The sequence below is a fragment of the Nostoc sp. KVJ3 genome, assembly GCF_026127265.1.
Classification (GTDB): domain Bacteria; phylum Cyanobacteriota; class Cyanobacteriia; order Cyanobacteriales; family Nostocaceae; genus Nostoc.
Map to the genome: position 1 here is coordinate 648,771 of NZ_WWFG01000001.1, position 23,923 is coordinate 672,693.

General features: G+C 43.2%; 20 protein-coding genes and 1 tRNA gene. 11 read left to right on the plus strand and 10 right to left on the minus strand.

Going from position 1 to position 23,923, the window contains the following annotated elements; genetic code table 11:
- Positions 1–333: 333 nt before the first annotated feature.
- From GTQ43_RS02755 to GTQ43_RS02765, 3 genes are read left to right on the plus strand one after another with little or no spacing between them, the layout of a single operon-like run.
- On the plus strand, positions 334–924 hold the full coding sequence (locus GTQ43_RS02755; protein WP_265270487.1) for a hypothetical protein: 591 nt from the start codon (positions 334–336) through the stop codon (positions 922–924).
- A gap of 31 nt (positions 925–955) precedes the next feature.
- Entirely contained in the window at positions 956–1,288 is a 333-nt protein-coding gene (locus GTQ43_RS02760; RefSeq protein WP_265270489.1) for a hypothetical protein, read from the plus strand.
- Positions 1,289–1,299: 11 nt separating this feature from the next.
- The gene (locus GTQ43_RS02765) at positions 1,300–1,986 is read left to right on the plus strand and encodes a DUF6745 domain-containing protein (RefSeq protein WP_265270491.1); all 687 of its coding nucleotides are present in this window, start codon (positions 1,300–1,302) and stop codon (positions 1,984–1,986) included.
- Between the two features lie 117 nt (positions 1,987–2,103).
- On the opposite strand, the gene GTQ43_RS02770 is transcribed toward GTQ43_RS02765, so the two are convergent.
- Entirely contained in the window at positions 2,104–3,951 is a 1,848-nt protein-coding gene (locus tag GTQ43_RS02770; RefSeq protein ID WP_265270493.1) for a vWA domain-containing protein, read from the minus strand.
- 287 nt (positions 3,952–4,238) lie between these two features.
- On the opposite strand from GTQ43_RS02770, the gene GTQ43_RS02775 reads away from it, so the two are divergent.
- On the plus strand, positions 4,239–4,586 hold the full coding sequence (locus tag GTQ43_RS02775; protein WP_265270495.1) for a Rieske (2Fe-2S) protein: 348 nt from the start codon (positions 4,239–4,241) through the stop codon (positions 4,584–4,586).
- Between the two features lie 1,087 nt (positions 4,587–5,673).
- Here GTQ43_RS02775 and GTQ43_RS02780 read toward each other — a convergent pair.
- Complete coding sequence (locus GTQ43_RS02780) at positions 5,674–5,907, minus strand: hypothetical protein (RefSeq protein WP_265270497.1); 234 nt, start codon at positions 5,905–5,907, stop codon at positions 5,674–5,676.
- A gap of 35 nt (positions 5,908–5,942) precedes the next feature.
- Between GTQ43_RS02780 and GTQ43_RS02785 the strand changes: the two genes are divergently transcribed.
- Positions 5,943–11,639, plus strand: a complete 5,697-nt coding sequence (locus GTQ43_RS02785) for a PAS domain S-box protein (protein WP_265270499.1) — start codon at positions 5,943–5,945, stop codon at positions 11,637–11,639.
- A gap of 32 nt (positions 11,640–11,671) precedes the next feature.
- Here GTQ43_RS02785 and GTQ43_RS02790 read toward each other — a convergent pair whose 3' ends face one another.
- The 3 genes from GTQ43_RS02790 to murA all read right to left on the minus strand — a co-directional run bounded on the left by GTQ43_RS02790 (position 11,672) and on the right by murA (position 14,992).
- Positions 11,672–12,196: a hypothetical protein gene (locus GTQ43_RS02790; RefSeq protein WP_265273790.1), complete on the minus strand. Its 525-nt coding sequence runs from the start codon at positions 12,194–12,196 to the stop codon at positions 11,672–11,674.
- Positions 12,197–12,291: 95 nt separating this feature from the next.
- Positions 12,292–13,170: a M48 family metallopeptidase gene (locus GTQ43_RS02795; protein WP_265270501.1), complete on the minus strand. Its 879-nt coding sequence runs from the start codon at positions 13,168–13,170 to the stop codon at positions 12,292–12,294.
- A 454-nt stretch (positions 13,171–13,624) separates the two neighbouring features.
- Positions 13,625–14,992: a UDP-N-acetylglucosamine 1-carboxyvinyltransferase gene (gene murA / locus GTQ43_RS02800; RefSeq protein WP_265273649.1), complete on the minus strand. Its 1,368-nt coding sequence runs from the start codon at positions 14,990–14,992 to the stop codon at positions 13,625–13,627.
- A gap of 404 nt (positions 14,993–15,396) precedes the next feature.
- On the opposite strand from murA, the gene GTQ43_RS02805 reads away from it, so the two are divergent.
- Together GTQ43_RS02805 and GTQ43_RS02810 are read left to right on the plus strand one after the other, a co-directional pair.
- Positions 15,397–15,478: transfer RNA gene (locus GTQ43_RS02805), tRNA-Leu, on the plus strand.
- A gap of 54 nt (positions 15,479–15,532) precedes the next feature.
- On the plus strand, positions 15,533–16,321 hold the full coding sequence (locus GTQ43_RS02810; RefSeq protein WP_265270503.1) for a TrmH family RNA methyltransferase: 789 nt from the start codon (positions 15,533–15,535) through the stop codon (positions 16,319–16,321).
- A 24-nt stretch (positions 16,322–16,345) separates the two neighbouring features.
- Here the strand turns inward: GTQ43_RS02810 and GTQ43_RS02815 are convergent, their stop codons facing one another.
- Positions 16,346–16,681: a hypothetical protein gene (locus GTQ43_RS02815; protein WP_321162373.1), complete on the minus strand. Its 336-nt coding sequence runs from the start codon at positions 16,679–16,681 to the stop codon at positions 16,346–16,348.
- 425 nt (positions 16,682–17,106) lie between these two features.
- Between GTQ43_RS02815 and GTQ43_RS02820 the strand changes: the two genes are divergently transcribed.
- The gene (locus GTQ43_RS02820) at positions 17,107–17,790 is read left to right on the plus strand and encodes a glutathione S-transferase family protein (protein WP_265270505.1); all 684 of its coding nucleotides are present in this window, start codon (positions 17,107–17,109) and stop codon (positions 17,788–17,790) included.
- Positions 17,791–17,972: 182 nt separating this feature from the next.
- On the opposite strand, the gene GTQ43_RS02825 is transcribed toward GTQ43_RS02820, so the two are convergent.
- Positions 17,973–18,773, minus strand: a complete 801-nt coding sequence (locus GTQ43_RS02825; RefSeq protein WP_265270507.1) for a PhzF family phenazine biosynthesis protein — start codon at positions 18,771–18,773, stop codon at positions 17,973–17,975.
- A 166-nt stretch (positions 18,774–18,939) separates the two neighbouring features.
- Between GTQ43_RS02825 and GTQ43_RS02830 the strand changes: the two genes are divergently transcribed.
- Both GTQ43_RS02830 and GTQ43_RS02835 read left to right on the plus strand, forming a co-directional pair.
- Positions 18,940–19,179, plus strand: coding sequence for a hypothetical protein (locus GTQ43_RS02830; protein WP_265270509.1), 240 nt, complete (start codon positions 18,940–18,942; stop codon positions 19,177–19,179).
- A gap of 34 nt (positions 19,180–19,213) precedes the next feature.
- Entirely contained in the window at positions 19,214–20,596 is a 1,383-nt protein-coding gene (locus GTQ43_RS02835) for an aminopeptidase P family protein (protein ID WP_265270511.1), read from the plus strand.
- Between the two features lie 39 nt (positions 20,597–20,635).
- Here the strand turns inward: GTQ43_RS02835 and GTQ43_RS02840 are convergent, their stop codons facing one another.
- Entirely contained in the window at positions 20,636–21,037 is a 402-nt protein-coding gene (locus GTQ43_RS02840) for a hypothetical protein (protein ID WP_265270513.1), read from the minus strand.
- A gap of 89 nt (positions 21,038–21,126) precedes the next feature.
- Between GTQ43_RS02840 and GTQ43_RS02845 the strand changes: the two genes are divergently transcribed.
- A complete protein-coding gene (locus tag GTQ43_RS02845) occupies positions 21,127–21,633 on the plus strand; it encodes a hypothetical protein (RefSeq protein ID WP_265270515.1) in 507 nt (168 codons plus the stop codon).
- Positions 21,634–21,864: 231 nt separating this feature from the next.
- Here the strand turns inward: GTQ43_RS02845 and GTQ43_RS02850 are convergent, their stop codons facing one another.
- Together GTQ43_RS02850 and hpsP are read right to left on the minus strand one after the other, a co-directional pair.
- Complete coding sequence (locus GTQ43_RS02850) at positions 21,865–22,503, minus strand: peroxiredoxin (RefSeq protein WP_265270517.1); 639 nt, start codon at positions 22,501–22,503, stop codon at positions 21,865–21,867.
- Between the two features lie 225 nt (positions 22,504–22,728).
- Positions 22,729–23,904, minus strand: a complete 1,176-nt coding sequence (hpsP, locus tag GTQ43_RS02855; protein ID WP_265270519.1) for a hormogonium polysaccharide biosynthesis glycosyltransferase HpsP — start codon at positions 23,902–23,904, stop codon at positions 22,729–22,731.
- Positions 23,905–23,923 lie beyond the last annotated feature (19 nt).

Consider the following 23,923-nt stretch of genomic DNA (forward strand, 5'->3'; position numbering starts at 1 on the left):
CTCCTTGTCTTGAAAATTGGGCGTTGGGAAATCGTATTATGCACTACTTTTAAAGCTTGCTATATGCAGCGTGCGTTTACGTTTAGTTTATGGATGGTTTTTATTTCATGTGTTATATGTGTATTACGACATTAAAAAGATCCAGCTAAAACAAAATTTAATCTCTCTAAAGTTCATACAAGCCTTCGATTCGTCTTTCCAGAAAAGAGGAATCCAAAGTCAGGCTGTTTTACGAATCTTCACTATCACTAGGGGCGTATAGCTTGCATCCCGATGAAAGATTTGTATTCCATACCACTGAAAACGCTATAACATTATTAGAACTTGAGAAAGATGTTTTATTTTCCAGCTGAGTATTTTCTACAGGTGTACTCTTTACCCCTGGTTGCTGAAGTGAAATTTCAAAACGACTATTTTTCTGAATACCCTGAACAAATTCGGGTTGGCAGCGATAGTGCTGCTGTATCTTACACTCGTAAGTCTGGGTACTATGCAATACATTATAATAATCAAACTAAGACGGTGGCACCAGGAGCAATTTTACAACTTAACGGTGGTGCCATGTCTACAACGGGCTACACCTACGCAGTTTTTCCAGGCGAACCCAATCAATCAGAGCAAGGCAAACTGAGTCCAGTTTACACAATAGAACCCAATGGTTCCCTAGCGGTACCAACTGGACTAGTTTTCATCCGCTTTGCTGAAGGCGTTGATGTAAAATCCCAGCATGAGGCAATTAATCGAGCGGGTTACGAAGTAGTAGAAAGCCTTGACTATGCGCCTCACGCCGCTTGGTTGCGTGCCCAATCAGGTAATATTGTTGATGCGATCGCCAAGATTTCTCAATTAGAAGCAATACCTAAAGTTGAGAATATTGAACCTCAGATGCTTATGGAAAGAGGCTTGAGACTAGAGCATGAATAATTTGTAATTATTTGATGAACCGATAAAAAAGATGTTTAACAACAGCAATAACTCCCAAGCTAGTATTCTCTACAGACATGGCGACGTTCTAATCAGACATATTGCTAGCTTACCTGTGGGCGCTCAGAAGCGTATAGGTGCTACTCTCGCTCATGGTGAAATTACAGGACATAGCCATCGCATTCAGCAATCTGATGCTGTTCAATTGTGGGTACATGGTAGCGACCTTTTTCTTGAGGTTAAAGAACCAAGTGCTACTTTAGTTCATGAAGAACATCGGGCAATTGAATTACCCCAAGGGCTTTACCGCGTTTGGAAACAACGCGAATATCGCCCTGATACCTATGTGGAGGTGATAGACTAATGCTCAGAATTATGTCTAATGGACGTGTGCCGAATAAACAAGTTTTGCAGCGCCCAAACCAAAGTCACGAGCCTGTATCAGCCGAATATGCTCGAAAACTCATCCTTGAACATCGCGCTTGGGATGGGATGCGCGTTTTAGGTCATCTGGATTTAAGCGGTGCGTTGGCTCTTTACAATCTACCTGAAAATCTTACCTGTGAAAGTCTTGATATCAGCAACTGTGTAAACCTCACAACCCTTCCCAAAGGACTCCACGTTACCTTTTGGATCGAGTTAGCCGGAAGTGGGATTATCAGTGTATCTGCGGGACATGGTTTTATCTGGCGCTGGCAAGGTGTGCAAGTGACAGATAAAATTGCCTTTGAATCCCAGTCTCTAACAGGGCAAGATATCCTCAATGTAGAGAACGTTGAGTTGCGCCGCGTACTGATTGAGCGTCTGGGATACGAGACATTTTTGCAGCAAGTGGGAGGATTGATCCGCGATCGCGATCGTGATGCCGGTGGAGAACGTCAACTAGTCTACATTCCTTTTGAGGATGACGAGCCGCTTATGGTCTTGAAAGTCACCTGTCCATCTACAGGACATATTCATATCCTGCGAGTTCCCCCTGATATGCAAAGTTGCCATCAAGCAGCAGCTTGGATTGCGGGCTTTAATAACCCAGATGATTATCACCCTGCGATCGAGGCGTAGTTAACCCCTTCAAAGTGGGCAATAATTCCTCTTTTCTCTCTGTGTACTCTACGCCTCTGCGGTTTAAAAGCGATTTATTGAACCGCAGAGGCACAGAGAACGCAGAGATTTTATGAATTAATTGGTAGTAGTGGGTTGGACAAATCGCTTAATTTCACCACACGCAATATAAGACTTTCCATCAGGTGCTGTTTTAACTTCATCAACGACATAAAGCGTTCCTTCCTCACGAACCGATCGCGGAAAACGCATATTCCAATCTGGTTCATAGCCGTCGGAAACTACTCTAGCGCGTAGCTTGCTGCCATCTTTGACACACTGAACAAGAATACCGTCCTTTACAGCATCAGTTGTGGGAAGATCGGCGGCACTGGCAGGGCCTTTAGAAGCTTTGCCTGTGTACGCTACATTTGATGGTCTAGAGGCAACGAAGATATCTGTTTCACCGGGTTGAGCAAAACGAGTGATATTACCACGGACACGGTAGAAAGTAGCATCACCGGAGAGTTCCAGTCCTTCAACAATATACCTTGCTCCCTCAGCCCGAATACTTCGGGGAAACTGGACATTCTTAGTTGCATCGTAACCTGCGGATATGACTTTGACCCGTAGTTTACCCCCTTCCCGAACGCAATACAATTCAACACCTGAACCGACTTCATGGACAACCGGTATTGCGTACACTTCATCACCAGCAGTAACACCGCGCCCTACCAGATCGTTGCGATTGCGGTTCATCGTCTGATAAGACTGATCTCGCAATTCTTTGCGTCCGGCATTACCCAGAGCTTTTTGAGCGATTCGACCCGCGAAATACTCAAGCTGATCGATCTCTTCAGCAATTTCAAAATTCTCGTTTAACCCTTTATCCCGTAAATCTTTCACCAGCGTACGGAGAATTTCTTCTGCTTCCTGGTGTCTGCCATGTTCAGCTAAATCGAGGGCAGTCTCTTTAGCCTTAGCGATGGTGAGGCGGCTCAATTCAAGAGTGATATGGCTTGTAGAGGCAAAAGCTGCTTCTTCAACCGTGCCAACTTTGGCGATGATATCTGCTGTGCCTGACACGTTTTGAATGAGGTCATTTTGCACAACATCGGCGCTGTAATGCAGTTTCATCACAGGTAACTCACCAATTTGAGCGCTTGAGATTACCAAACTTAAGCCGAGAAGTTTGTCTTCGCCCTCGTAAAGCTCTCCCAAGGTGATGACAGCTTGACCCCCATGATTATGACTAACTTTAGCCAGACTTAAGGTATCAACAAGGGTGACACCTTCAGCCAACTCAAGTGTCACCATGAGGTTTTGTCCTACTACTGCTCTGAGACTATCTAGCTCAATACTAAAGACTTCAGTTGCTTCATCGATGCTTTGAATGAAGTAGAAGTTTCCTGTGGCAGCCCTTGCCATGCCAATCAGCAGGTCTTCATTAAAACCCTGAGCAAAACCTAATGTAGTTGTGGTGATGCCTTCCTCAGCCTTTTGCGCTGATGTCGCCGTTAGTACTTTGGGGTCTTGAATGCCCATATTGGCGTGACCATCGGTCAGTAGGAGAACTCGATTTATTTTTTGGGGATCGAGTCGCGTCTTGACGTGTTCACAGCCTTTAAGCCATCCGCCCGATAAGTTTGTAATGCCACCTGCTCTCACTTTGCGGATAGAATCTTTCAGCGTGGCTTTGTTAGTAACAGCTTGGGGTGGCACAACGCTGTCCACTTCATCGTCGTAAACAACTACTGAGAGAATGTCATCAGGCTCAAGTTGATCTACCACAGATTCAGCAGCCTTGAGTGCATGATGTAAGGGAGCGCCTGCCATAGAGCCGGAACGGTCAATTACCAGAGAAAGGTTAAGATTCCGTCGCGGAGATTCAGCTATCTCAGCACGAAAACGTAGCAGAATATTAGTCTTGAGTGAAGATCCTGCGGGTAAAATAGACTGGTCAAATTCGTAACTTGTCTTAATCATTTTTTATATCCCTCCAAATTGTCTGTTATCAGCTACAAGCCTTGTCATAATGGGATAGAAGGTGCTTTATTTAGTTTACCCAGAAATAATTTTTTTCAGTATCAAAACAGGATTTACTGTAATATTTTATAGTTTATTTATCTTGTTAGTGTCAGCAATACTTGTCTTAGACATCGCTTTTTCGGGAAAAGTTGGCGACTTATAACTTGTCCCTAATCTTGAAAGGCGATCGCACTGGTCACAATTGCGGGAAACTGGAAGCAGATCAATTAGGAAAGGAGAACCTAATGAGCTGGACTAAAGTTCTTGCAGTCGAAGCGCTTTCCCCTGGTGGGCGAGAAGTGGTGAAAGTTGGCGATCGCAAAATTCTACTTTTGAATCACGAAAATCAGCTTTATGCTGTAGATAACACCTGTCCTCACTTAAAATTACCTCTGAAAAGTGGCAAAATAAAAGATGGGGCAATTGTCTGTTCTTTCCATCACAGTGCTTTTGACCTGCGGACTGGTGAGGTACAAGACTGGTGTTCTTGGCCACCTGGTGTAGGTAAGGTACTCTCCTTAGTTTCACAACCAAAGACATTACCAGTTTTTCCTATTCGTGTGGAAGAAGGTAGTATCTGGGTTGATGTATAAGAGGAATAGCACCCCTCTGAATTTACTGGCATTCGGTAAATACCTGAACTTATGAGTAGGCTACAAAATATTACCTAAACTTTTTCCAAAATTTATTTTGCCTATTCATTTTTGAGGGACAGTAGAAGTATAGGAAACGGAGGTTTGATAAAACATCCTCCGCTTTCTTAGTTTGTTCCATTTGCTACAAGTCTCTTAACCGCAAGGGCGCACTGGCAACTTTATTGCCTCTGCGGTTCAAAAGTAATTTATCAAGAAAGGCAGAGGGCAGGAGGCAGAAGGCAGAAGGGAATACTGCCTCCTCCCTCTGCCTGTGACCGAAGGGAACTTGGGTATAAAACCCCACCGTCTATACGGTGCTTACAATTGGTTGGGGTCTGAATCCCCAACGAAAAAGTTCCTTCTGCCCTCTGCCCTCAGCATAGATGCCTTCTTCAATTAACCGCAGAGGCACAGAGAACACAGAGATAAAAAGTAATAAAGGGATTTTTTAAGCAAAATTTTTACCCACCTTGAAAGGGCTAGTCCTACAGCACAGAATGGGCTAAATAAACGCCCGGCTACCGCTAAGACGCTGCGCGTAGCATCTTGTAGAGAAGCCATACCACACGCTGCGCTACCCGCTTTTTAGTCAGAATAAGTAACCATGCAGAATTAATTACAGTCATTGCGAGCGTTCGCGCAGCGTCTCCGACAGGAGAAGCGAAGCAATCCCAGCCCCCGCGTTCGCGAAACGTGTCCGAACGCTATCTCTACGAGACGCTACCGCGTTAAGCGAAGCTATGCCGAAGGCTTTACGCTTCATTCGCAATGACATTGTGTAATTAATTTTGTTTAACTACTTACCCAACTGAATTTTGACTCCTGAATTCTGTTTCGATTACACTGACTTTAGTCGTGTGGTTTTGTTTGGTATCACCTACGAAGCTCTGATTCAGTTTTTTTAGAATCCTGATGCAGAAACGCACTGAAGCCATAGTATAATTACGTTCAAATAGCGATTGTATAAAAGTTACCTTTGTAATACAGTGTAATTGTTGCTCGCACAGAGTTCAATCCCTAATTGCAAGAGGGTTTTGGCTTAACTTTACACCCCTATACCTTGTGCTGAAGTATGGTAGTAAGCGATGATACTTTTACTTACAATCTTTGGCGTTGCTGATGGCGGTATGAAAACAATGATGCCTAATTCCAAAATTCTTGTAGAGACGTTGCGTTGCAACGTCTCTACATCCAGATTTATACCTCGATTCAACAACACCCAATCTTTTAATAGAGTCTTGCTTTCCGATCTGATTTCATATTCAGTTTGATTCAACAATTTATTCCTGATTGAAAATTAATTTAGTAACCGATATGGATACTCAAAAAATCAGAATTTTATTAGTTGATGATGAGCTAGAAAATTTACATTTCTTATCAGATATCCTGCAAAAACAAGATTATCAGGTACAAAGTGTCCTCTCTGGACAATTGGCAATTAATACAGCGCTGGCTTATCCCCCTGATTTGATTTTACTAAACATTCTCATTTCAGAGATGAGTGGTTATAGAGTTTGCCAAGCTTTGAAATCTAACCAAAAAACTCAAGATATTCCGATAATTTTTTACGGTGTTTTAGATGCATTATCTGAAGAAGCAACCGTTTTTAATTTCAGCGATGTTGACTATATTACTCAACCATTCCAAACTAAAGAAGTTTTATTCCGCGTACAAAATCAACTCAATCTCCAAAAGCTGAAAAAACAGTTAAAAGAACAAAATTCCCAACTACAAGAGGAGATTAAAGAGCGTCAAAAGGTTGCGGCTGAGTTAAATATTCGCAACAAAGAAATAGAAGAGATTTTCCAAAAAATTCCTGTGGCCCTTGGCAAAACCTTTTGTAGAGAAGTTTATCCAAGTGATGACTACGCTAATGCCAATGGCGATCGCCTTTTAGTCGAAGCTGCCCTCAAGAAGAGTGAAAGTCAGTATCGCCACCTAGTGGAGACATCCCAGGATATGATCTGGTCGGTGGATATTGATGGACTAATTACCTTTGTCAACCCGGCAGTTAAGCAGATTTATGGCTACGAACCGCAGGAAATGATTGGACGTAGCTTGACTGATTTTATTTCGCCTAAAAAAGTTGTTAAAGATAAAGTAGTATTTGAGCATGTTTTACAGGGAAATTCGATTTTTCAGCATGAGACTACCTGTGTAGCAAAAGATGACACTTTACTTTATTTAATGTTTAATGCGATCGCATTACGCAACGAAGAAGGTTTAGTGATAGGCATGACAGGCACTGCAAGTAATATTACACAGCGTCGAGGCGTAGAAAAATTACTCCAAGAAAGCGCGATTAAGCTCCGCAATCATAACCTAGTGCTAACCCAACTCGCACAAAATCAGACCCTTTATCAGGGTGACTTGAAAGTAGCTTTGGGTAAAATTACAGAAACAGCTGTAAAAAATATTGGAATAGAACGAGCTAGTGTCTGGTTATATGACGAAACAGGCATGAAGATCCAGTGTTTTGACTTATTTGAGGGCAGTTGCAATCAACATAGCGAAGGAATTTCTTTATCAGCGGCAGACTATCCAGCTTATTTTGCAGCTTTGCAACAAGACCAACCAATCGCTACAGATGATGTCTACAACGATCCCAGAACTAGAGAATTTTCTGTATGTTACTCAAAATCAAATGTTATCTCCGTACTCGATACACCCATTAGGCTAGAGGGCAAGACCGTAGGAGTCTTATGTATGGAGGCAGTAGGAGTTACTCATAATTGGACGTTAGAAGACCAAAACTTCGCTCGCTCTCTGGGCAACTTAACCTCTTTGGTATTGGAAGCAATAGAACGCCAACGGGCAGAAGCAGCGCGACGGGCTTCTGAAGAAAAGTTAGCATCAGCTTTTCGGTCATCTCCCGATCCAATTGCCTTAATTACTGTTCCCAACAAACGCTGTGTTGAAGTCAACGACAGCTTTTGTCGGTTTTTTGGTTATTCTCGTTCTCAGGTGATCGATCGCACCGATGAAGAATTGAATATTTGGGCGAATCCACAAGAATATAATTTCCTCGCCCAGATGTTGCAAAAAAGCAAAGCCATCCGCAACTATGAGGTTGATGTCTGCACTTGTTCAGGAGAAATCAGGACAACATTATTGAGTGCGGAGATGATCGAGATTGATGGGCAATGGCACGTACTGGGCACAGCGAAAGATATTACCGAACGCAAGCAAGCAGAAAATGAAAGCCGTTTGCTACTATTAACAACCCAAGCGATTACTCGCGCTAGTGATGTCAACAGCGCGTTAGCCCTAGTATTGCGCTTAATTTGTCACACCATTGGCTGGGATTTTGGTGAAGCATGGATACCTAATGAAGATGGCACTTTTTTAGAACATAGGTTGGGCTGGTACGGAGAAGAAAGCAGTTTAGAAGAATTTTGTCGCCAAAGCCAAACCGTAAAATTTCCTCTAGGGGTGGGACTACCAGGAAGAGTTTGGCAGAATCAAGAACCAGAATGGATAGAAGATGTTTCGGAAGTTACAGAACCAATTTTTTTGCGATCGCAACAAGCAGCAAAGGTAGGATTAAAAGCTGGTTTTGGTGTTCCCATCCTGGCTGGAAACCAAGTATTAGCTGTTTTAGTGTTTTTTAAACGTAGCTCAGTATTGGTAGACAAACGTTTGCTCTTGCTAGTCAATGCTGTTGCTGCTCAATTAGGTGGGTTAATTGAGCGCAAAACCCTAGAACAAGAACTAGCACTCAGAGAAGCCCACCTCAATGCCTTTTTTAGCAGCGCTCCCGTCGGCATGAATATTGTAGATAACCAACTGCGGTTTGTGCAAATCAACCACCTACTGGCAGAGATTAATGGACTACCCCAGGAGGATCATATTGGTAAGACTATTCATGAAGTCTTACCCCAGATGGCCCATCTCGTGGAACCAACTTATCAACAGGTTCTGTTAACTGGTCAACCGATTCTCAATCAAGAATTAAGTGGTGCTTCACTTAAACAACCAGATATTATCCGCCACTTCTTAGTTTCTTATTTTCCCATTGCTGGTGGAGACGATCGCCCCTCTGGTGTGGGCACAGTTTTAGTAGAAATTAGCGAACTGCAAGCCGCGCTACGCGAACGCAAACACGTCGAACAAGAACTGCGTTTAGCCAACGAACGCCTCCAATATCTCCTTACTTCTAGCCCTGTGGTGATTTATAGCAGCAAAAAAACATTAGGCAATTTTAGCACTACCTTTATTAGTAAAAACGTCAAGGCAATGGTTGGCTACGAAGCGCGAGAATTTCTCGAAAATCCTAGTTTCTGGCTCCATCACGTCCACCCAGAAGATGTTGAACTGATCTCGGAAAAATTTTCCCAGTTGGTTGAACAAGAGTACAGTTCTTATGAATATCGCTGGCTACATGCTGACGGAACTTATCACTGGTTTTACGAAAAGATGAGGTTAATCCGTGACGAAGTTGGTAAACCGATAGAATGTGTTGGTTATTGGGCAGACATCAACGATGCTAAACTAGCAGAACTGGCTTTGCAGTCAGGTAGACAGCAATATAAACTTTTAGCAGAAGCCTCACCAGTTTGTATATTTCACACTGATGCGAATAGCAATGCTTTATATTTTAATCAACGCTGGAGTGAGATTACTGGATGCAGTATAGAAGAGTCCCTGGGAAAAGGTTGGACAAAAGCTGTACATCCAGAGGACTGCGAGCAGCTATTGTTAATATGGGATCGAGCCAGAAGCGATAAAACTATCTATAAGTACGAACATCGATTTTTGCGTGATGATCTTACAGTTGTCTGGGTAATTTGTCAAGCTTTGCCAGAATTTCGAGATGATGGAGAAATTAAAGGCTACATCGGTACGATTACAGATATTACCGAGAGAAAATTGGCAGAAGAAGCGCTGTGTGAGAGTGCAGAACGGGAAAGAGCGATCGCCCAAGTTATTCAAAGGATGCGTCAAACCCTAGATTTAGAGACTATATTTGCAGCTACAACCCAAGAATTACGACAAGTACTCAATTGCGATCGGGTTGTTGTCTATCGTTTCAATCCCGAATGGAATGGCGAATTTGTTTCCGAGTCGGTGGGTGATGGTTGGATATCTCTGATAGAAGAACACAACAATGACCCTAATCTGACAGAAGGCGTTTTACAAGATGGCCGTTGTCTAGCAAAAATTTTGGATAGCACCGATAATCATCTGGAGGATCCTTATCTGCAAGCAACCCAAGGTGCAAGTTTTCGCAGTGTCCCAGACATTTACAACGCTGAGTTTCATCCTTGTTACATCAGCCTATTAGAACGCTTTCAGGCAAAAGCTTACATTATTGTCCCCATTTTATATGGTAGTCAGATTTGGGGATTACTAGCAAGTTATCAAAATTCCGATTCCCGCCAATGGAAACCAGGAGAAGTTAATATTGTAGTTCAAATTGGCAATCAGTTGGGTGTCGCTTTACAACAGGCGCAATTACTGGCGCAAACTCAAAGGCAGTCACAAGCATTGCAAGAGGCTGTGATTGCAGCTGATGCTGCCAATCGCGCCAAAAGCGAATTCCTCGCCAACATGAGCCACGAACTGCGTACCCCACTCAATGCTATCCTCGGTTTTACCCAAGTCATGAGCCACGATCGGGCTTTATCTCCCGAACATCAGCAAAATCTAGCAATTATCAATCGTGCTGGCGAACACCTCCTCAACTTAATCAATGACATTTTAGAAATGTCTAAAATTGAAGCCGGCAGAATAACATTAAATCTCAACAGTTTTGACTTAATTCGCCTCTTAGAAAACCTCGAAGAGATGTTGCGCTTCCGTGCCACTTCTAAGGGATTAGAATTAGTCTTTGAATATACATCTTACCTCCCTCAATACATTCAAGCCGACGAAAGTAAACTACGTCAAGTATTGCTTAACCTCTTGGGAAATGCCATCAAATTTACTGATACTGGGAGAGTGATATTACGGGTGGGGATGGGGACTGGGGAGTGGGGAGCAGGGGAGGAAGGGGGAGCAGGGGAGGCAGGGGGAGTAGGGGAAGAATTAATAACCAATGCCCAATCCTTAATCTTCGAGGTTACAGATACTGGCTGCGGGATTGCCCCACAAGAAATTGACTTGTTGTTTGAAGCTTTTGGACAAACTGAAACCGGTCGGAAATCGCAGCAGGGAACAGGATTAGGTTTAGCAATTAGCCGCAAATATGTAGAACTAATGGGGGGAAATATGAGCGTCGCTAGCATTATTGGTGAGGGAAGTCAATTTATCTTTGATATTCAATTTAGTCTAGCTACAGTTAGCGAAATCCAGATCAAGCAAATTAGACGACAAGTTCTGAGTTTAGCGCCCGCTCAAAGCGAATACCGCATCTTGGTGGTTGATGACTCAACAGATAGCCGTTTAGTGCTAGTGAAAATTCTGACATCTATCGGCTTTGCAATCCAGGAAGCGGTAAATGGCAACGAAGCGATCGCACTTTGGCAAAAATGGCAACCACACCTAATTTTAATGGATATGCGAATGCCAGTTATGGATGGCTATGAAGCCACAAAAATTATTAAAACTAGAGAAGAAAGCTCAATGGTAAATTGCAAGACTATTATCATTGCCTTAACTGCTAATGCTTTTGAGGAACAACGAGAGGCAATGATTATAGCGGGTTGTGATGATTATATTAACAAGCCTTTCCGCGAGGAAGAATTACTAGAAAAATTGAGCGAATATTTAGGAGTTAAATATATTTATCAAGAAGATAACTATCAGAGAGGAAACGCAAAACAACAAATAACCGAATCTAGTTTAAAGCTTGCAGATATAATTCCTCTATTATATGAAATGTCTCCTGAATGGGTGAATCAAGTGTACACAGCCGCAGCCCAATGTAGTGATGACTTAATTTTACAATTAATTGAGCAAATTCCTTTGGAAAATGTAGAACTACGAAATTTTATCAAGAATTTAGCTCATGATTTTCAGTTTGAGAAAATTATGGAATTCACAAGTATTGCCGGAGTATTATCTAGTTAATAAAGTTTTTTGGTATGGGTTGTCGATAAATATCATTTTTTGTTAAGTAGTGAAGCACAAATAAACCTAACAGAATATTCCTCTTCAAATTCTGTCCAGGGTATTAAAGAAGCTAGAACTACCCAACGATTATCTGATGATAACTTAAGAGAAAACGCAAGTTCAAAGTTTTCTGGTGAGATTGCCGCCTGACCGAAGAGGCCTGTGGGTGATAAAATCCACAAACGTGGTAAATCTGATTCTACAAGCCGATTTTTGTCACTTTTAGCTTGGCGCTTTACTTCAGCAAAGATATCAAATAACTTATTCATGCAACTGCGGATTTCCGCAATTGTCGCCGCATTTCTAAATGGTTCAAGTGATGCAGGTTCAGCCGCAAATTTCCCTAACAGCCCTAATTCTATTGTATTTTTTGCGGATTGGGGTGGAGGTACGAAATAAACATCAATCTCTCGAATTTGGGCTGGAACTTTCCGACTGGTTTCCACTTCTCCCAATGGCTGTAACAATTCTTTAAGATAGTCTTTGGCGAATTGGTCGTAAGGGAACCTGGTCATTAGTTGATTTTTGGGCTGAACGAGTATTTTACATCACAATGGAATCGTCCAGAGCTTGCCTGAGAAATTTAGTAATCGCTATTTCACCAGGACTTTTACCAGTTTCGCCAGCCACCTTTGGGTGCAACTTCATTACTTGTAGACTTCAATCCATGAATTTGAATTAAAGATTGATATTCTGTGCTGCTTGCCCAACGGTCAATTTCTCGCGCCCGTAGCACTGGCACTGGATGGGTTAATTGGGCTGTGCGGGCGGTTTTGACCATTTCGCCTAGTTCGGTCTTGCTAATGTCATCATAAGCGCGGGCTTGGGCAACAAAGGCATCTAGATTCAGTTGTGGTGCTAAGGTTGGGGAACCACCCGCGAGCTTCATTAATACTGACATGACAACTTTGGGATCTTGGGTTGCTAGTAATGCGGCGCGATCGCAGGTAAACTCAGCACAGCGCACCCACTCTAAAAGCTGCGCCTGTATCGCTTGAGCAACGAAGGTTCCAACATTGGGCACAATCGCCGCAGCTAATATTAATAAATTTACAGGGGTCAAGTAAACGCTGTGGTCACACTTGAGATGTCCCAACTCGTGGGCAATTACTGCTTGTATTTCCTCTGGGGTGAGGATATCAATTAGGGATGTGTGTATCACCACAAAGGGCTGCTTACCCCGCACGGCAAAAGTATAGGCGTTAGGAGCCGGATGTTGCCGGACATACAACTGGGGAGGCTCTATATCCAGGATTGTACAAGCGTCTAACAGCAGCTTGTATAAATCGGGTAGTTGTTGTTCACCCACAAGTACGCTGGAGGCAATATTTTCCACATAGAAAACCTGCTCTGCCATTGGCCCGAGCCAATTTCGCACCAACATATCTATGCCTGGTATTTGCTTGAGCGTTTTGGTAGCTTCCAGGTCTAATGGATGACGAAATGAGTCAGCTTTCAAACCAATCAGCGGGGTTTTGAAGAAGGACATAGTGCAGCAAGCTATAACAAAATACAACTATAGAATCTGGCTGGTTATATAAACAGCCATCCACAGTTAGTATAACGATTTCAGGAAAGTGGACAGGGAGATGGGGGAGTGGGAGTAATGCGAAAAAGTGAGATCCTCGTGAAATAGGCAGTTCTTGAGCAGGGGGAGCAGGGGGAGCAGGGGGAGCAGGGGGAGTAAAGAGGCATTTTTAGTATTTTTTACAACCGTTACAGATTGCTTCTACACTTGTTTCTTTCTCTTCCCCTGCCTCCCCTGCCTCCCCTGCCTCCCCTGCCTCCCCTGCCTCCCCTGCCTCCCCTGCCTCCCCTGCTTACCCATCTCACTGTTAGAGCATTGCTCCCTGGGGGAGTAGGGGAAGATGAGGAAGCAAGTGAATTATTATTCTCCCTCATCCTCCTCATCCCCTTTCCACGTCAGTCTCAACCTGTCATTTTCAACTTGACAAGCTAGTGATGCTGGCAGCGATTTCGGTATCAGCAGATGTTTCGCCTACACGGAGGATTTTAGCTCCCAATTGCTGTAACTTCACATCAAGTCGATCGTAGCCGCGATCGAGGTGCTGTAATCCCTGAATTGTGGTTTGCCCTTCTGCCGCTAGTCCGGCGATGACTAGCGCGGCTGATGCTCGTAAGTCTGTGCCTAGTACTGGTGCGCCAGATAATTTCGGCACTCCCCGAACAAAAGCAGCATTTCCTTTGACACGAATATCTGCCCCCAAGCGATTCAACTCTGAGGCATGGCGTAAGCGATTTTCAAAGACGGATTCATTAATCACGCTGTCGCCTTCGGCCAATGTCAGCAAAGCCATGAACGGCGCTTGCATATCTGTGGGAAAACCTGGATGATATTGGGTTTCAATATCCGTTGCCTTGAGGATTTCTGCTGGCAGAATATGTAAGTGTTCAGGCTTTTCTTCAATTATTGTCACCCCAATATCCCGCAGTTTGGCAATAACTGGCACAAGATGTTCTGGAGCCACTGGTGAGAGGGTAAGTTCGGAACGGGTAATTGCTGCTGCCAATAAGAATGTCCCGGCCTCAATGCGATCGGGAATGATACTGTAGTCAACAGAATGCAATTTGGGGACTCCTTCGATAATAATCCTGCTAGTCCCCGCGCCCTTGATTTTAGCTCCCATCGCGTTACAGAAGTTAGCTAAATCAACTACTTCCGGCTCTCTGGCAGCATTTTCGATGATGGTTTCGCCCTCTGCCAGGGTAGCCGCCATCATCAAGTTTTCCGTCGCTCCAACGCTGGCGATATCTAAGTAAATCTTCGCGCCTTTTAATCTCCGGCTGCTGCCAGGGACGTAGGCGTTACAAATGCCATGTTCAATCTGTACCTCAGCGCCCATTGCTTGCAGTCCGCGCACATGCAAGTCAACTGGTCTTGCCCCAATAGCACAACCGCCTGGTAAGGGCATCTGCGCTACTCCCAATCTGGCCAGAATCGCACCAATGGCGAAAAAACTCGCTCTCAGCTGGGTAACTAGTTCGTAGGGAGCTTTTGACGTTTTAATTTCGCTGGCGTTGATGTCTAAAATATCACCTTGTCGGGTTAATTTTACACCCAAAGCTGATAAAACCTGACCCATGCGCTCTACGTCCGCCAATAAGGGGACATTGCGGATACGACAATCGCCCGGACACAGCAAGGCTCCAGCCATGATTACCAATGCTGCATTTTTTGCCCCGCTAATTTTCACATGACCTCGCAAAGGATGCCCGCCCCAAACTTGCAAGACTGAGGAGTCTGCATCGGGAGCAATTTTTGCATCTGGTAAGCTGGTAGAAGGATTAATAAGCCTACCTCCAAAAGTAATACGTATTTTATATGTTTGAAGTTGGTTTTGATTCTACAGTAAAGATTCAAATTGTCCACGTTTTCGGGCAACATCTTGGATGAAAAAATGGTTTTTTTAGTGAAACTTTAGGGCTGTAAATAAGCAACAGTAAGCTTTTTGACCTTTTTAAAAATTTAATAAAATACAACAAATAGTTAGTAAGTTTAAGCAAAATTAAATACTCAGTAAAATAACTTAAGTGTTCTCTAAAAATCAATGCTGTACTGTTCTGTTAATATTTTGATTTGACCTAATCCCTAGAAAAACTCATTAAAAGTCTGAGTTTTTTTCTGGCTTAACTTGACAAATGTAAAATCTTACGCCATGATTAAAAAATTGCCGAAATCAAAATCAAGTTACCAGCGGAACTGGCGGAATTGGCAGACGCGCTAGATTCAGGTTCTAGTGCCGCAAGGCTTCCGGGTTCAAGTCCCGGGTTCCGCATATAATTTTTGGATTTTAGATTAGTCTAAAATCCAAAATCCAAAATTTAAAATTGTGTTGACCAGTTTACAAAATTCCCTAGTTAAGCAAATTCGCAAACTCCACTCCACCAAGGAGCGGCACAAACAACATTTATTTTTATTGGAAGGGACGCACCTGTTGGAAGAAGCTTGTGCGGTGAATTACCCACTAGAAACGGTGTGTTGCACTCCAGATTGGCAAGCAGCCCACTCGTTACTGTGGGAGGAGGCTTGTGGTAAAAGCGATCGCGCCGAAATTGTCAGCGAGGAAGTATTAAATGCGATCGCAACTACAGTCCAACCAGATGGTGTAGTGGCAACTGCAAAACGAAGCAATAGCCAAACTCAACTACCATTAACTGGTTTAGTCCTAGCTTTAGAAACCGTGCAAGATCCGGGGAACTTGGGGACGATGATTCGCACGGCGGCGGCGGCTGGAGCATCGGGTTTGTGGCTAAGTGGAGATAGTGTAGATTTAGACAGCCCGAAAGTTCTCCGAGCTTCAGCAGGGCAATGGTTTCGCCTAGCAACGGCTGTAACCGAAGATTTAAAAGCTACAGTTCAACAAAGTCAACAAGCAGGGATGCAGGTAGTGGCAACCTTACCCAGTGCGACTTTAACTTATTGGGATGTGGACTGGCGTAAACCCAGTTTAATTTTACTGGGAAATGAAGGGGCTGGATTGTCGGCAGATTTAGCAGCGATCGCAGATCGGCAAGTCAGAATTCCTTTGAGTCCTGGGGTAGAATCTTTAAATGTAGCGATCGCAGCCGCTTTAATGCTGTACGAAGCTCGGCGGCAAATGAGTCAGAGACGCGATTAATCGCGTCTGTGCAGCAATTAAAACTCATGACTTTTCTTGGGTTTTTGTCTTTTCTTCGAGATATTGTTCAATATCGGCAACTGCATCCTCAAGAGCCGCTAAATCAATATTTATCAAGTCTTGATCGAGTTCTACTTCACTGAGACTATTAGTATGTAGTTGGGAGAGTTGTGGGATTTCTTCTTCCTCGGTTGAAATTTCTTGTAAGATATCCTCCAACTGATGGAGAGATTCTTGAAACACTTGATCGGCGACACGACGCTGTTGTGGCTGAATTGGCTCCATAATATTGATTTGAAAATCCTGATTTACTGACCTAATTTTGATTGCAGCTTCTACAGATTTAAATTTTGCACTCATGCTACGCGAACGACTACGCTCAGGGTGGTCTGGTCAGAACGGCAAGAAGGATTTCTCTTTCAAGCCTCATGCCTTTAGGCTGAGGTTCCTGACAACATCATAGTTGTGTGCTGTATCAACTTTAGCAGTGGTTATCAAGAATATCGATACTTGGCTTTAGTCACTTTTGCTAAGTTGTCTTCAATCATTAGAACTTGTATTTTTGTAAAGACTATGGAATACTCCACCCACAAGGGAATGGGGTATGGGGAAGAGTTACCAATGTCCTGCGACTTCCAATGAAATATTCTCAATATATATACGCTAACTCGACTGAGAAACAGTAGTATATTATTGAGTATGGGATACGCCATCGCAATCTTGAGTTTCAAATAGCTAGTATTTAGTCATACTGTGTATCTACGCATTTACAAGGAAAGTATTTTATGAGCAGCATACAACTTTACTTTGCCAAAGCCTCCACCTTCTCCCAAAGAACCCGTGTGGTTTTACTAGAAAAAGGAATTGACTTTAGCAGTACTGAAATTGACTTACAAAACAAACCAGATGGCTACACACAGATTTCGCGCTACGGCAAAGTCCCTGCGATTAAACATGGGGATATTGAAATTTATGAGTCTGCCATCATCAACGAATATCTCGAAGAAGTCTTTCCAGAACCAGCTTTATTACCCCACGATCCAGGTGCTAAAGCGATCGCTCGGATTTGGATCGATTATGCCAACACTCGCTTTGTACCCGCCTTTAACAAATTCCTGCGTGGTAAAGATGCTCAAGAACAGGGACAAGGACAAAGAGAGTTTTTGGAATCGCTATTGTACATTGAGCAAGAAGGATTAGGTAAGCTTTCTGGTAATGGCCCTTACTGGTTAGGAGAGCAGCTGAGTTTAGTTGATATCAGCTTCTATCCTTGGTTTGAACGCTTGCCTCTTCTAGAACACTTCCGCAATTTCACCTTACCAACAGAAACCCCTCGCTTGCAGAAATGGTGGAACACTCTGCGCTCGCGCGAGTCAATTCGGGCTGTGGAAAATCCTACAAGCTTCTATTTAGAAAGATTTGCCAAGATTCTTGGTGCGCCTACTCCCGTTGCTTCTGCTCAAAAGTAGGGAATAGGTTGCAGTGCCCGATTAGTGATTCCTCCCACGCTCCCCTGAGTAAAGGGTGAGACGTGGGGCTTCTTTCGTTTTAAGCTAAAGTTCTCTAGCTTTTCGTGTCGTTTTTCCTCCCTGGGCTAAAGCCACAGGGCTTCCAAACTCCCGGTTATATTACGTGACTTCTGAATTCTTCTTCAAGCATTAATTAACTCACCTCGCATAACAGTTACCGCTTGTCCGGCGAGAAATACGCGATCGCCTCCGGTATAGCTGACTTTTATGACTCCACCGCGCCGGGATGCTTGATAAGCCAATAACTCATCTTTGTGTAAGCGATCGCGCCAGAAGGGAGCAAGACAGCAATGAGTCGCCCCAGTTACAGGATCTTCATCAATTCCTAAACCCGGTGCAAATAAACGAGAGACAAAATCATATTCAGAATCAGAGTCGGTAAGGCTGGTGACAATAATCTCAGAAATAGGTAACGTTTTCAATATTTGGAAATTGGGTTGTATCTGTCGTACCAAATCTTCAGATTCCAATTCCACTAAATAGCCAAAAGAATTTAAAAAAACAGATTTGTAAGGTATACCTAAAGCTTGTTTGAGTTCTCGCGGGGCGACTGTTTCTTGTGAGTGATTCACAGGAAAATCTAACTCAATCCACTCACCTTGCAACTTAGCAATCAGTACTCCGCTTTTGGTATAAAAACGTGCAACTTCATCAGGTGACAAATGCCCTTCTGACCAAAGTATATGGGCACTAGCTAAGGTTGCGTGACCACAAAGTGGCACTTCCACCGTTGGCGTAAACCACCGCAGATTGAAGCCATCATCTTGTCTAACTAGAAAAGCTGTCTCAGATAAATTCATCTCCTGCGCCACATTCTGCATCCAGCGAGCATCTTGGGGAATAGACAAAACACAGACAGCAGCGGGATTTCCTGCAAAAGGTCTATTGGTAAAAGCATCAACCTGAGTAATGGTCTGTCCCATTAGAGTCACCTTGAAAATTAGACAGCAATATACCTATCAGGAATGAGTTAAAGATTTATGCCTGTAATTACGATTATTTTTAAGGCTGCTTTATTGAGAACCACCACATACAGTACCTGATAAATTAGGAATACAATCTCCAAAAACTAGGGTCAATAACGGAAACATGAGGATAAAAATCTTCAGAAGCATCTTTGCTACTGTAAACTTAGCGCTAATTTCTGGAGGATTAGTTAGTTGTGTTGTTGAGGTACCGCAACCATCTGCTCCAACTGAGCAACCAAAACCAGTCATACAACCTACCCAACAGCCTAACCAGGTAAAGCAGAAGGAAAAAGATCGTGATGACAAAGATGGCGATCGCAAGAATGATAAAAAAGATGATGAGAAAGACGATAACGACTAAATAAAAGCAAAACTATAACCTTGAGTTTCTATGTATGTTTATCCAACAAACTTCTCCTTCCCTCGTCGATAGTTTACGCCTCCGACGGCAACAACTAGCCAACCTCATTGATTTTCCCGTAATTCTCTGGTCAGGTAGCAATATTCCCCGCAACTTTCTGGCAAATCCTTTTCCGTTTCGTGCTAACAGTCATTTCCTCTATTTTGCCGGACTGCCATTATCAAATGCGGCAATTCGTTTAGAAGCGGGTAAGCTAGAGCTATTTATGGACGATCCGTCACCCAGCAGCGCCCTTTGGCATGGAGAAATGCCAACACGCAATGAAATAGCCCAGAAGATTGGGGCAGATGTAGCTCGACCAATGGCAGAATTAGAGTCTTGGCTAGAAGATGCCGTCACACTTGCTGTACAAGATGCAGCGACTTGGACGCAACAATCGCAACTATTAAATAGATGGGTTTTACCCCAAAGTCCTCCCCAAGGAATTGACTTGGAGTTAGCTAAGGCGATCGCTTCTATCCGCCTTACCCACGATGAAGTTGCATTAACCGAGTTGCGAAAAGCTGCGGCTGTCACTGTAGAGGCACACAAAGCTGGGATGGCAGTAACACCTCACGCCAAGCTAGAAGCAGAAGTTCGCGCAGCGATGGAAGGGGTAATTATTGCCCATAACATGACAACTTCTTACAACAGTATTGTCACTGTTCACGGCGAAGTTTTGCATAACGAACATTATCACCAGCCTCTACAACCAGGTGACTTACTGCTTGCTGATGTTGGCGCTGAAACTGATATGGGTTGGGCAGGGGATGTGACTCGCACTTGGCCAGTTTCCGGTAAGTTTTCATCTACCCAGAGAGATATTTATAATGTAGTGCTGGCGGCTCATGATGCTTGTATTGCCAAAATAAAGCCTGGTGTAGAGTATGAAGATATTCATCTACTAGCTGCTACAGTTATCGCTGAAGGTTTAGTAGAGTTAGGTATTTTACAAGGAAATCCCCAACATTTAGTAGAAATAGATGCCCACGCGCTGTTTTTCCCTCATGGTATTGGTCATCTACTGGGTTTAGATGTCCATGATATGGAAGATTTGGGGGATATAGCTGGGTATGAAGAGGGGCGGCAAAGGAGCGATCGCTTTGGCTTAGGCTACCTGCGTTTAAATCGTCCTCTCCGTCCAGGAATGTTAGTCACAATTGAACCTGGTTTTTATCAAGTGCCAGCAATTTTAAATGATGCGAATGTTCGCTCAAAATATCAGAATGTAGTAAATTGGCAGCGTTTATCTGACTTTAGCGATGTACGCGGAATCCGCATCGAAGATGATGTTTTAGTTACTCCAGAAGGTAGCGAAGTTTTAACAGCAGCATTACCAAATGATGCCGATACCATAGAAAATTTAGTCAATGGCTGAGAGTATGAACTCAGCCATTCCTTGTGATGCTGCGTGCTACTATGATTCTTCCGATTTACCTTTGATATAGCGCAGCATTTCATTTCGCACATTACGTTTAGCTCGTGAATCCAGCAATATCCCTAACATAGAGGCATCGCGCTCGTGATCGGTGTTAAGCTGTTGCGATCGATCTCGATTTACCTCTACTTCAGCGATCTTTACGCTTTCTCCAACTACCTCAAAACGTACTTTGAAAATGCAAAAACCAGTCCAACTACGATGCAAGTATAACCAAGGAGCCTCATAGAAAATGAACCACTTATCTTCCATCTGCTCTGGAATTAGTCCAGCAGCAATTCTGTCAAATTCTTCCTGTGAGTAAAATTTTTCTAGTGCGATCTTTGTGGACGCAGAAGGCATCGGTTGTGTTTTCCAATCATCACGTTTAGCTATTCGCATACTAAAAATAAAACTACTCTCATGTTTGTTAGTTAGTACTGTAAAAATATAATATGATACCTCATGATATCTAAAATAATTCCAAAGTAATGATCAAAACCCCCATAAAATTACTACTCAACGGAGTTATTCTCAGCTTTGGACTATTGCCATTATTAGCTCAAGCACAGCAGTCTGTTTCTGATACCCAAGTTGCGGCGATGGTAGAAGCATTGCGACAGGCTGCACCGCAGACAAAAAATCCCAACGATGGATATTACAGTGAATGGCAAGTGAAGCCAGAAACCCTCAAAGGCTGGACAAGAACTTGTCTCAAACGAGAATTAACACCGACGCAGTTTGAAAACAGTCCTGCGATCGCTCGTCAAGTTGTCTCTTGCATTACCCGCCGGGAGTTAACCAATCAGTTCCGCGCCACCAATAATAATGAAATTGCATCTGTGCGCGGCGTAGCTTGTTGGTGGATGACTGGTAACTATACAGGTTGTGACAAAGGTTTCACCGCTGACTATGTGAAAAAGGTTGTGTACTTTTACCAACAACAACGCTCCAAACCAGTAGCAACTCAATCAGAAAAGGTAACTACTGAATCTTGAAGCAGACATGATATAAGCCTATAATATCGGTGCGAATGAAGCGTATTCCTTGTCTACGACACGCTACGCGAACGGGGATCTTGCTACGCGGTGCGTCTCATAGAGATAGCGTAATGAAGCAATCGCAAAGGTTGGGATTGCTTCATTACGCTTCGCAATGACTGTAAATATTTTTGTCCGACTACTTATCTCTTTGAGCCTTTGCTTTTGTATCCGAAATTATTTTCAGATTTACTTGTTAGGCTGAGGAGTTAGCCGCAGATATGGTTTGACTTCCTGGTAGCCTTTGGGGAATTTCTCTTTAAGTACTTCTGGATCTTTCAGTGAGGGGACAATTACAACATCCTCTCCATCTTTCCAGTCGGCTGGTGTCGCCACGCTGTAATTATCAGTCAATTGCAGAGAATCAATTACCCGCAAAAGTTCGTCAAAATTGCGTCCCGTGCTGGGAGGATAGGTGAAAGTGAGGCGGAGTTTCTTGTTGGGATCAATCACAAAAACCGATCGCACTGTTACAGCCGCATTAGCATTGGGGTGGATCATGTCGTAAAGGTCAGAAACCTTACGATCTGCATCTGCCAATATTGGGTAATTAAGGGTGGTGCTTTGAGTTTCTTCAATATCTCCCACCCAACCTTGATGAGATTCTACGTTATCAACGCTGAGTGCGATCGCTTTGACATTGCGCTTGTCAAATTCTGGTTTTAGCTTGGCAACTGTGCCGAGTTCTGTTGTACAAACAGGTGTAAAATCAGCAGGGTGAGAGAAAAGCACAACCCAGCTGTCACCTGCCCATTGGTAAAAATCGATGTCGCCGTGTGTTGAGGCTTGCGTAAAGTTTGGTACTGTGTCACCTAGACGGAGAGCCATGTGAGATTCCCTGTAGTTAGAAAGGCATATATATTCTAGTATGCCATCATGACATAAAACCCCCATTTCCCAATCGGGCTTTAGCGGTTTGAAACAAAATTTTAAGTTGTCAACACTCTCACATAAGGGACGAGTGGTGAGAAGCGCTCTGCTGCAAGTAACCGTTCCGCCCCTAAATCAATCTCCATATCAACACCACCCACTTTTCTTTTATTTCTATGACACTCACAGTTTGTTTGCCAGAATTTTTTCGTAGGCTTGGATTGTTTGCCTAGCGATCGCATCCCAGCTAAAATTTTCTAAGGCATATTTTTGGGCGTTTAATCCCCGTCGTTGGCGTTCTGCGGGATTTTGCAAAGCTTCTTGCAGTAACTCTACCAGTGCTTGCACATCTGTAGTACCCACCCAACCCGACTGACTATCACGTATTTGTTGACAAATATGCACTTGGTCAGAAATGACTACAGGTACACCTGCTACCATCGCCTCAGCTACAGCAATCCCAAAATTTTCGTAGTAGGAAGGCAAGACAAATAAATCAGCAGCTTGTAGTAGACTAACTTTGAGTTCACCAGTGACAAAGCCTGTAATTGTAGTGTGCGATCGCAATGGTGAATTTTGAATTTGGGATATTATCTTTTGTTCGTAATCTGGATCTTGAGGATTTGTCCCAGCTAAGACAAAATGAAACTTATAACCAAGGGTTAACAGCTTTTCTAGCGCCGGAATCAACAAATTTAACCCTTTTTTCGGGTCAATTCGTGACATAAACAGCACCATTGGCACATCCTTTGGTATTTCTAACTGACTATATACATTTTTAAGAGGAGATTGACGGGGAATCACACCCAAAGGAATCACCAAATCTGGTGTAGACACTCCAAATCGTTCTGATATTTTAGCTTCTTGGTCGCTGGTAAAATGAATTGCTGCCGCACCAGCTAAATTTTGACGTTCTATAAGTGCAACATAAAGCTGTTTTAATTGCTTCTTCTTGCGTAAATCAGCCGGATCGAGAGTACCCAAAGGACGGAAAATATAAGGTAGCTTTTGCTGACGACACACAATAGCAGCAGCGCTAATTATTGGGGAGAATAGAGCATGAATATGTGCTATGTCAAACTCGTGAGCATGAAGTTTTAACCAGTTTAATAAATCTAAAGAAAATTTGTAGCGACGAAACGGCGCACAACGAAAGTAAATTATTTCATAGCCATCCTGTTTAATTGGTCTATTTAAAGGAACATCTAGAGGTGTTTGACCATTATCACCATTACTATCAGTTGTGATAATCGTAACTTCGGCTCCCTCTTTTACCAATGCTGGAACTAATCCTAGTACCATTTGACTAGGCCCGCCGTAAATTAGAGAAATTGAGGGGACAATTTGTAATATTTTCATTTTTTTGTCATTAATCAAG

Coding starts and splice junctions, on each gene's coding strand:
- GTQ43_RS02755 (WP_265270487.1), top strand. CDS start 334: ATGTTTTATTTTCCAGCTGAGTATTTTCTACAGGTGTACTCTTTACCC.
- GTQ43_RS02760 (WP_265270489.1), top strand. CDS start 956: ATGTTTAACAACAGCAATAACTCCCAAGCTAGTATTCTCTACAGACAT.
- GTQ43_RS02765 (WP_265270491.1), top strand. CDS start 1,300: ATGTCTAATGGACGTGTGCCGAATAAACAAGTTTTGCAGCGCCCAAAC.
- GTQ43_RS02770 (WP_265270493.1), bottom strand. CDS start 3,951: ATGATTAAGACAAGTTACGAATTTGACCAGTCTATTTTACCCGCAGGA.
- GTQ43_RS02775 (WP_265270495.1), top strand. CDS start 4,239: ATGAGCTGGACTAAAGTTCTTGCAGTCGAAGCGCTTTCCCCTGGTGGG.
- GTQ43_RS02785 (WP_265270499.1), top strand. CDS start 5,943: ATGGATACTCAAAAAATCAGAATTTTATTAGTTGATGATGAGCTAGAA.
- GTQ43_RS02790 (WP_265273790.1), bottom strand. CDS start 12,196: ATGACCAGGTTCCCTTACGACCAATTCGCCAAAGACTATCTTAAAGAA.
- GTQ43_RS02795 (WP_265270501.1), bottom strand. CDS start 13,170: ATGTCCTTCTTCAAAACCCCGCTGATTGGTTTGAAAGCTGACTCATTT.
- GTQ43_RS02815 (WP_321162373.1), bottom strand. CDS start 16,681: ATGAGTGCAAAATTTAAATCTGTAGAAGCTGCAATCAAAATTAGGTCA.
- GTQ43_RS02820 (WP_265270505.1), top strand. CDS start 17,107: ATGAGCAGCATACAACTTTACTTTGCCAAAGCCTCCACCTTCTCCCAA.
- GTQ43_RS02825 (WP_265270507.1), bottom strand. CDS start 18,773: ATGGGACAGACCATTACTCAGGTTGATGCTTTTACCAATAGACCTTTT.
- GTQ43_RS02830 (WP_265270509.1), top strand. CDS start 18,940: ATGAGGATAAAAATCTTCAGAAGCATCTTTGCTACTGTAAACTTAGCG.
- GTQ43_RS02835 (WP_265270511.1), top strand. CDS start 19,214: ATGTTTATCCAACAAACTTCTCCTTCCCTCGTCGATAGTTTACGCCTC.
- GTQ43_RS02840 (WP_265270513.1), bottom strand. CDS start 21,037: ATGCGAATAGCTAAACGTGATGATTGGAAAACACAACCGATGCCTTCT.
- GTQ43_RS02845 (WP_265270515.1), top strand. CDS start 21,127: ATGATCAAAACCCCCATAAAATTACTACTCAACGGAGTTATTCTCAGC.
- GTQ43_RS02850 (WP_265270517.1), bottom strand. CDS start 22,503: ATGGCTCTCCGTCTAGGTGACACAGTACCAAACTTTACGCAAGCCTCA.
- hpsP (WP_265270519.1), bottom strand. CDS start 23,904: ATGAAAATATTACAAATTGTCCCCTCAATTTCTCTAATTTACGGCGGG.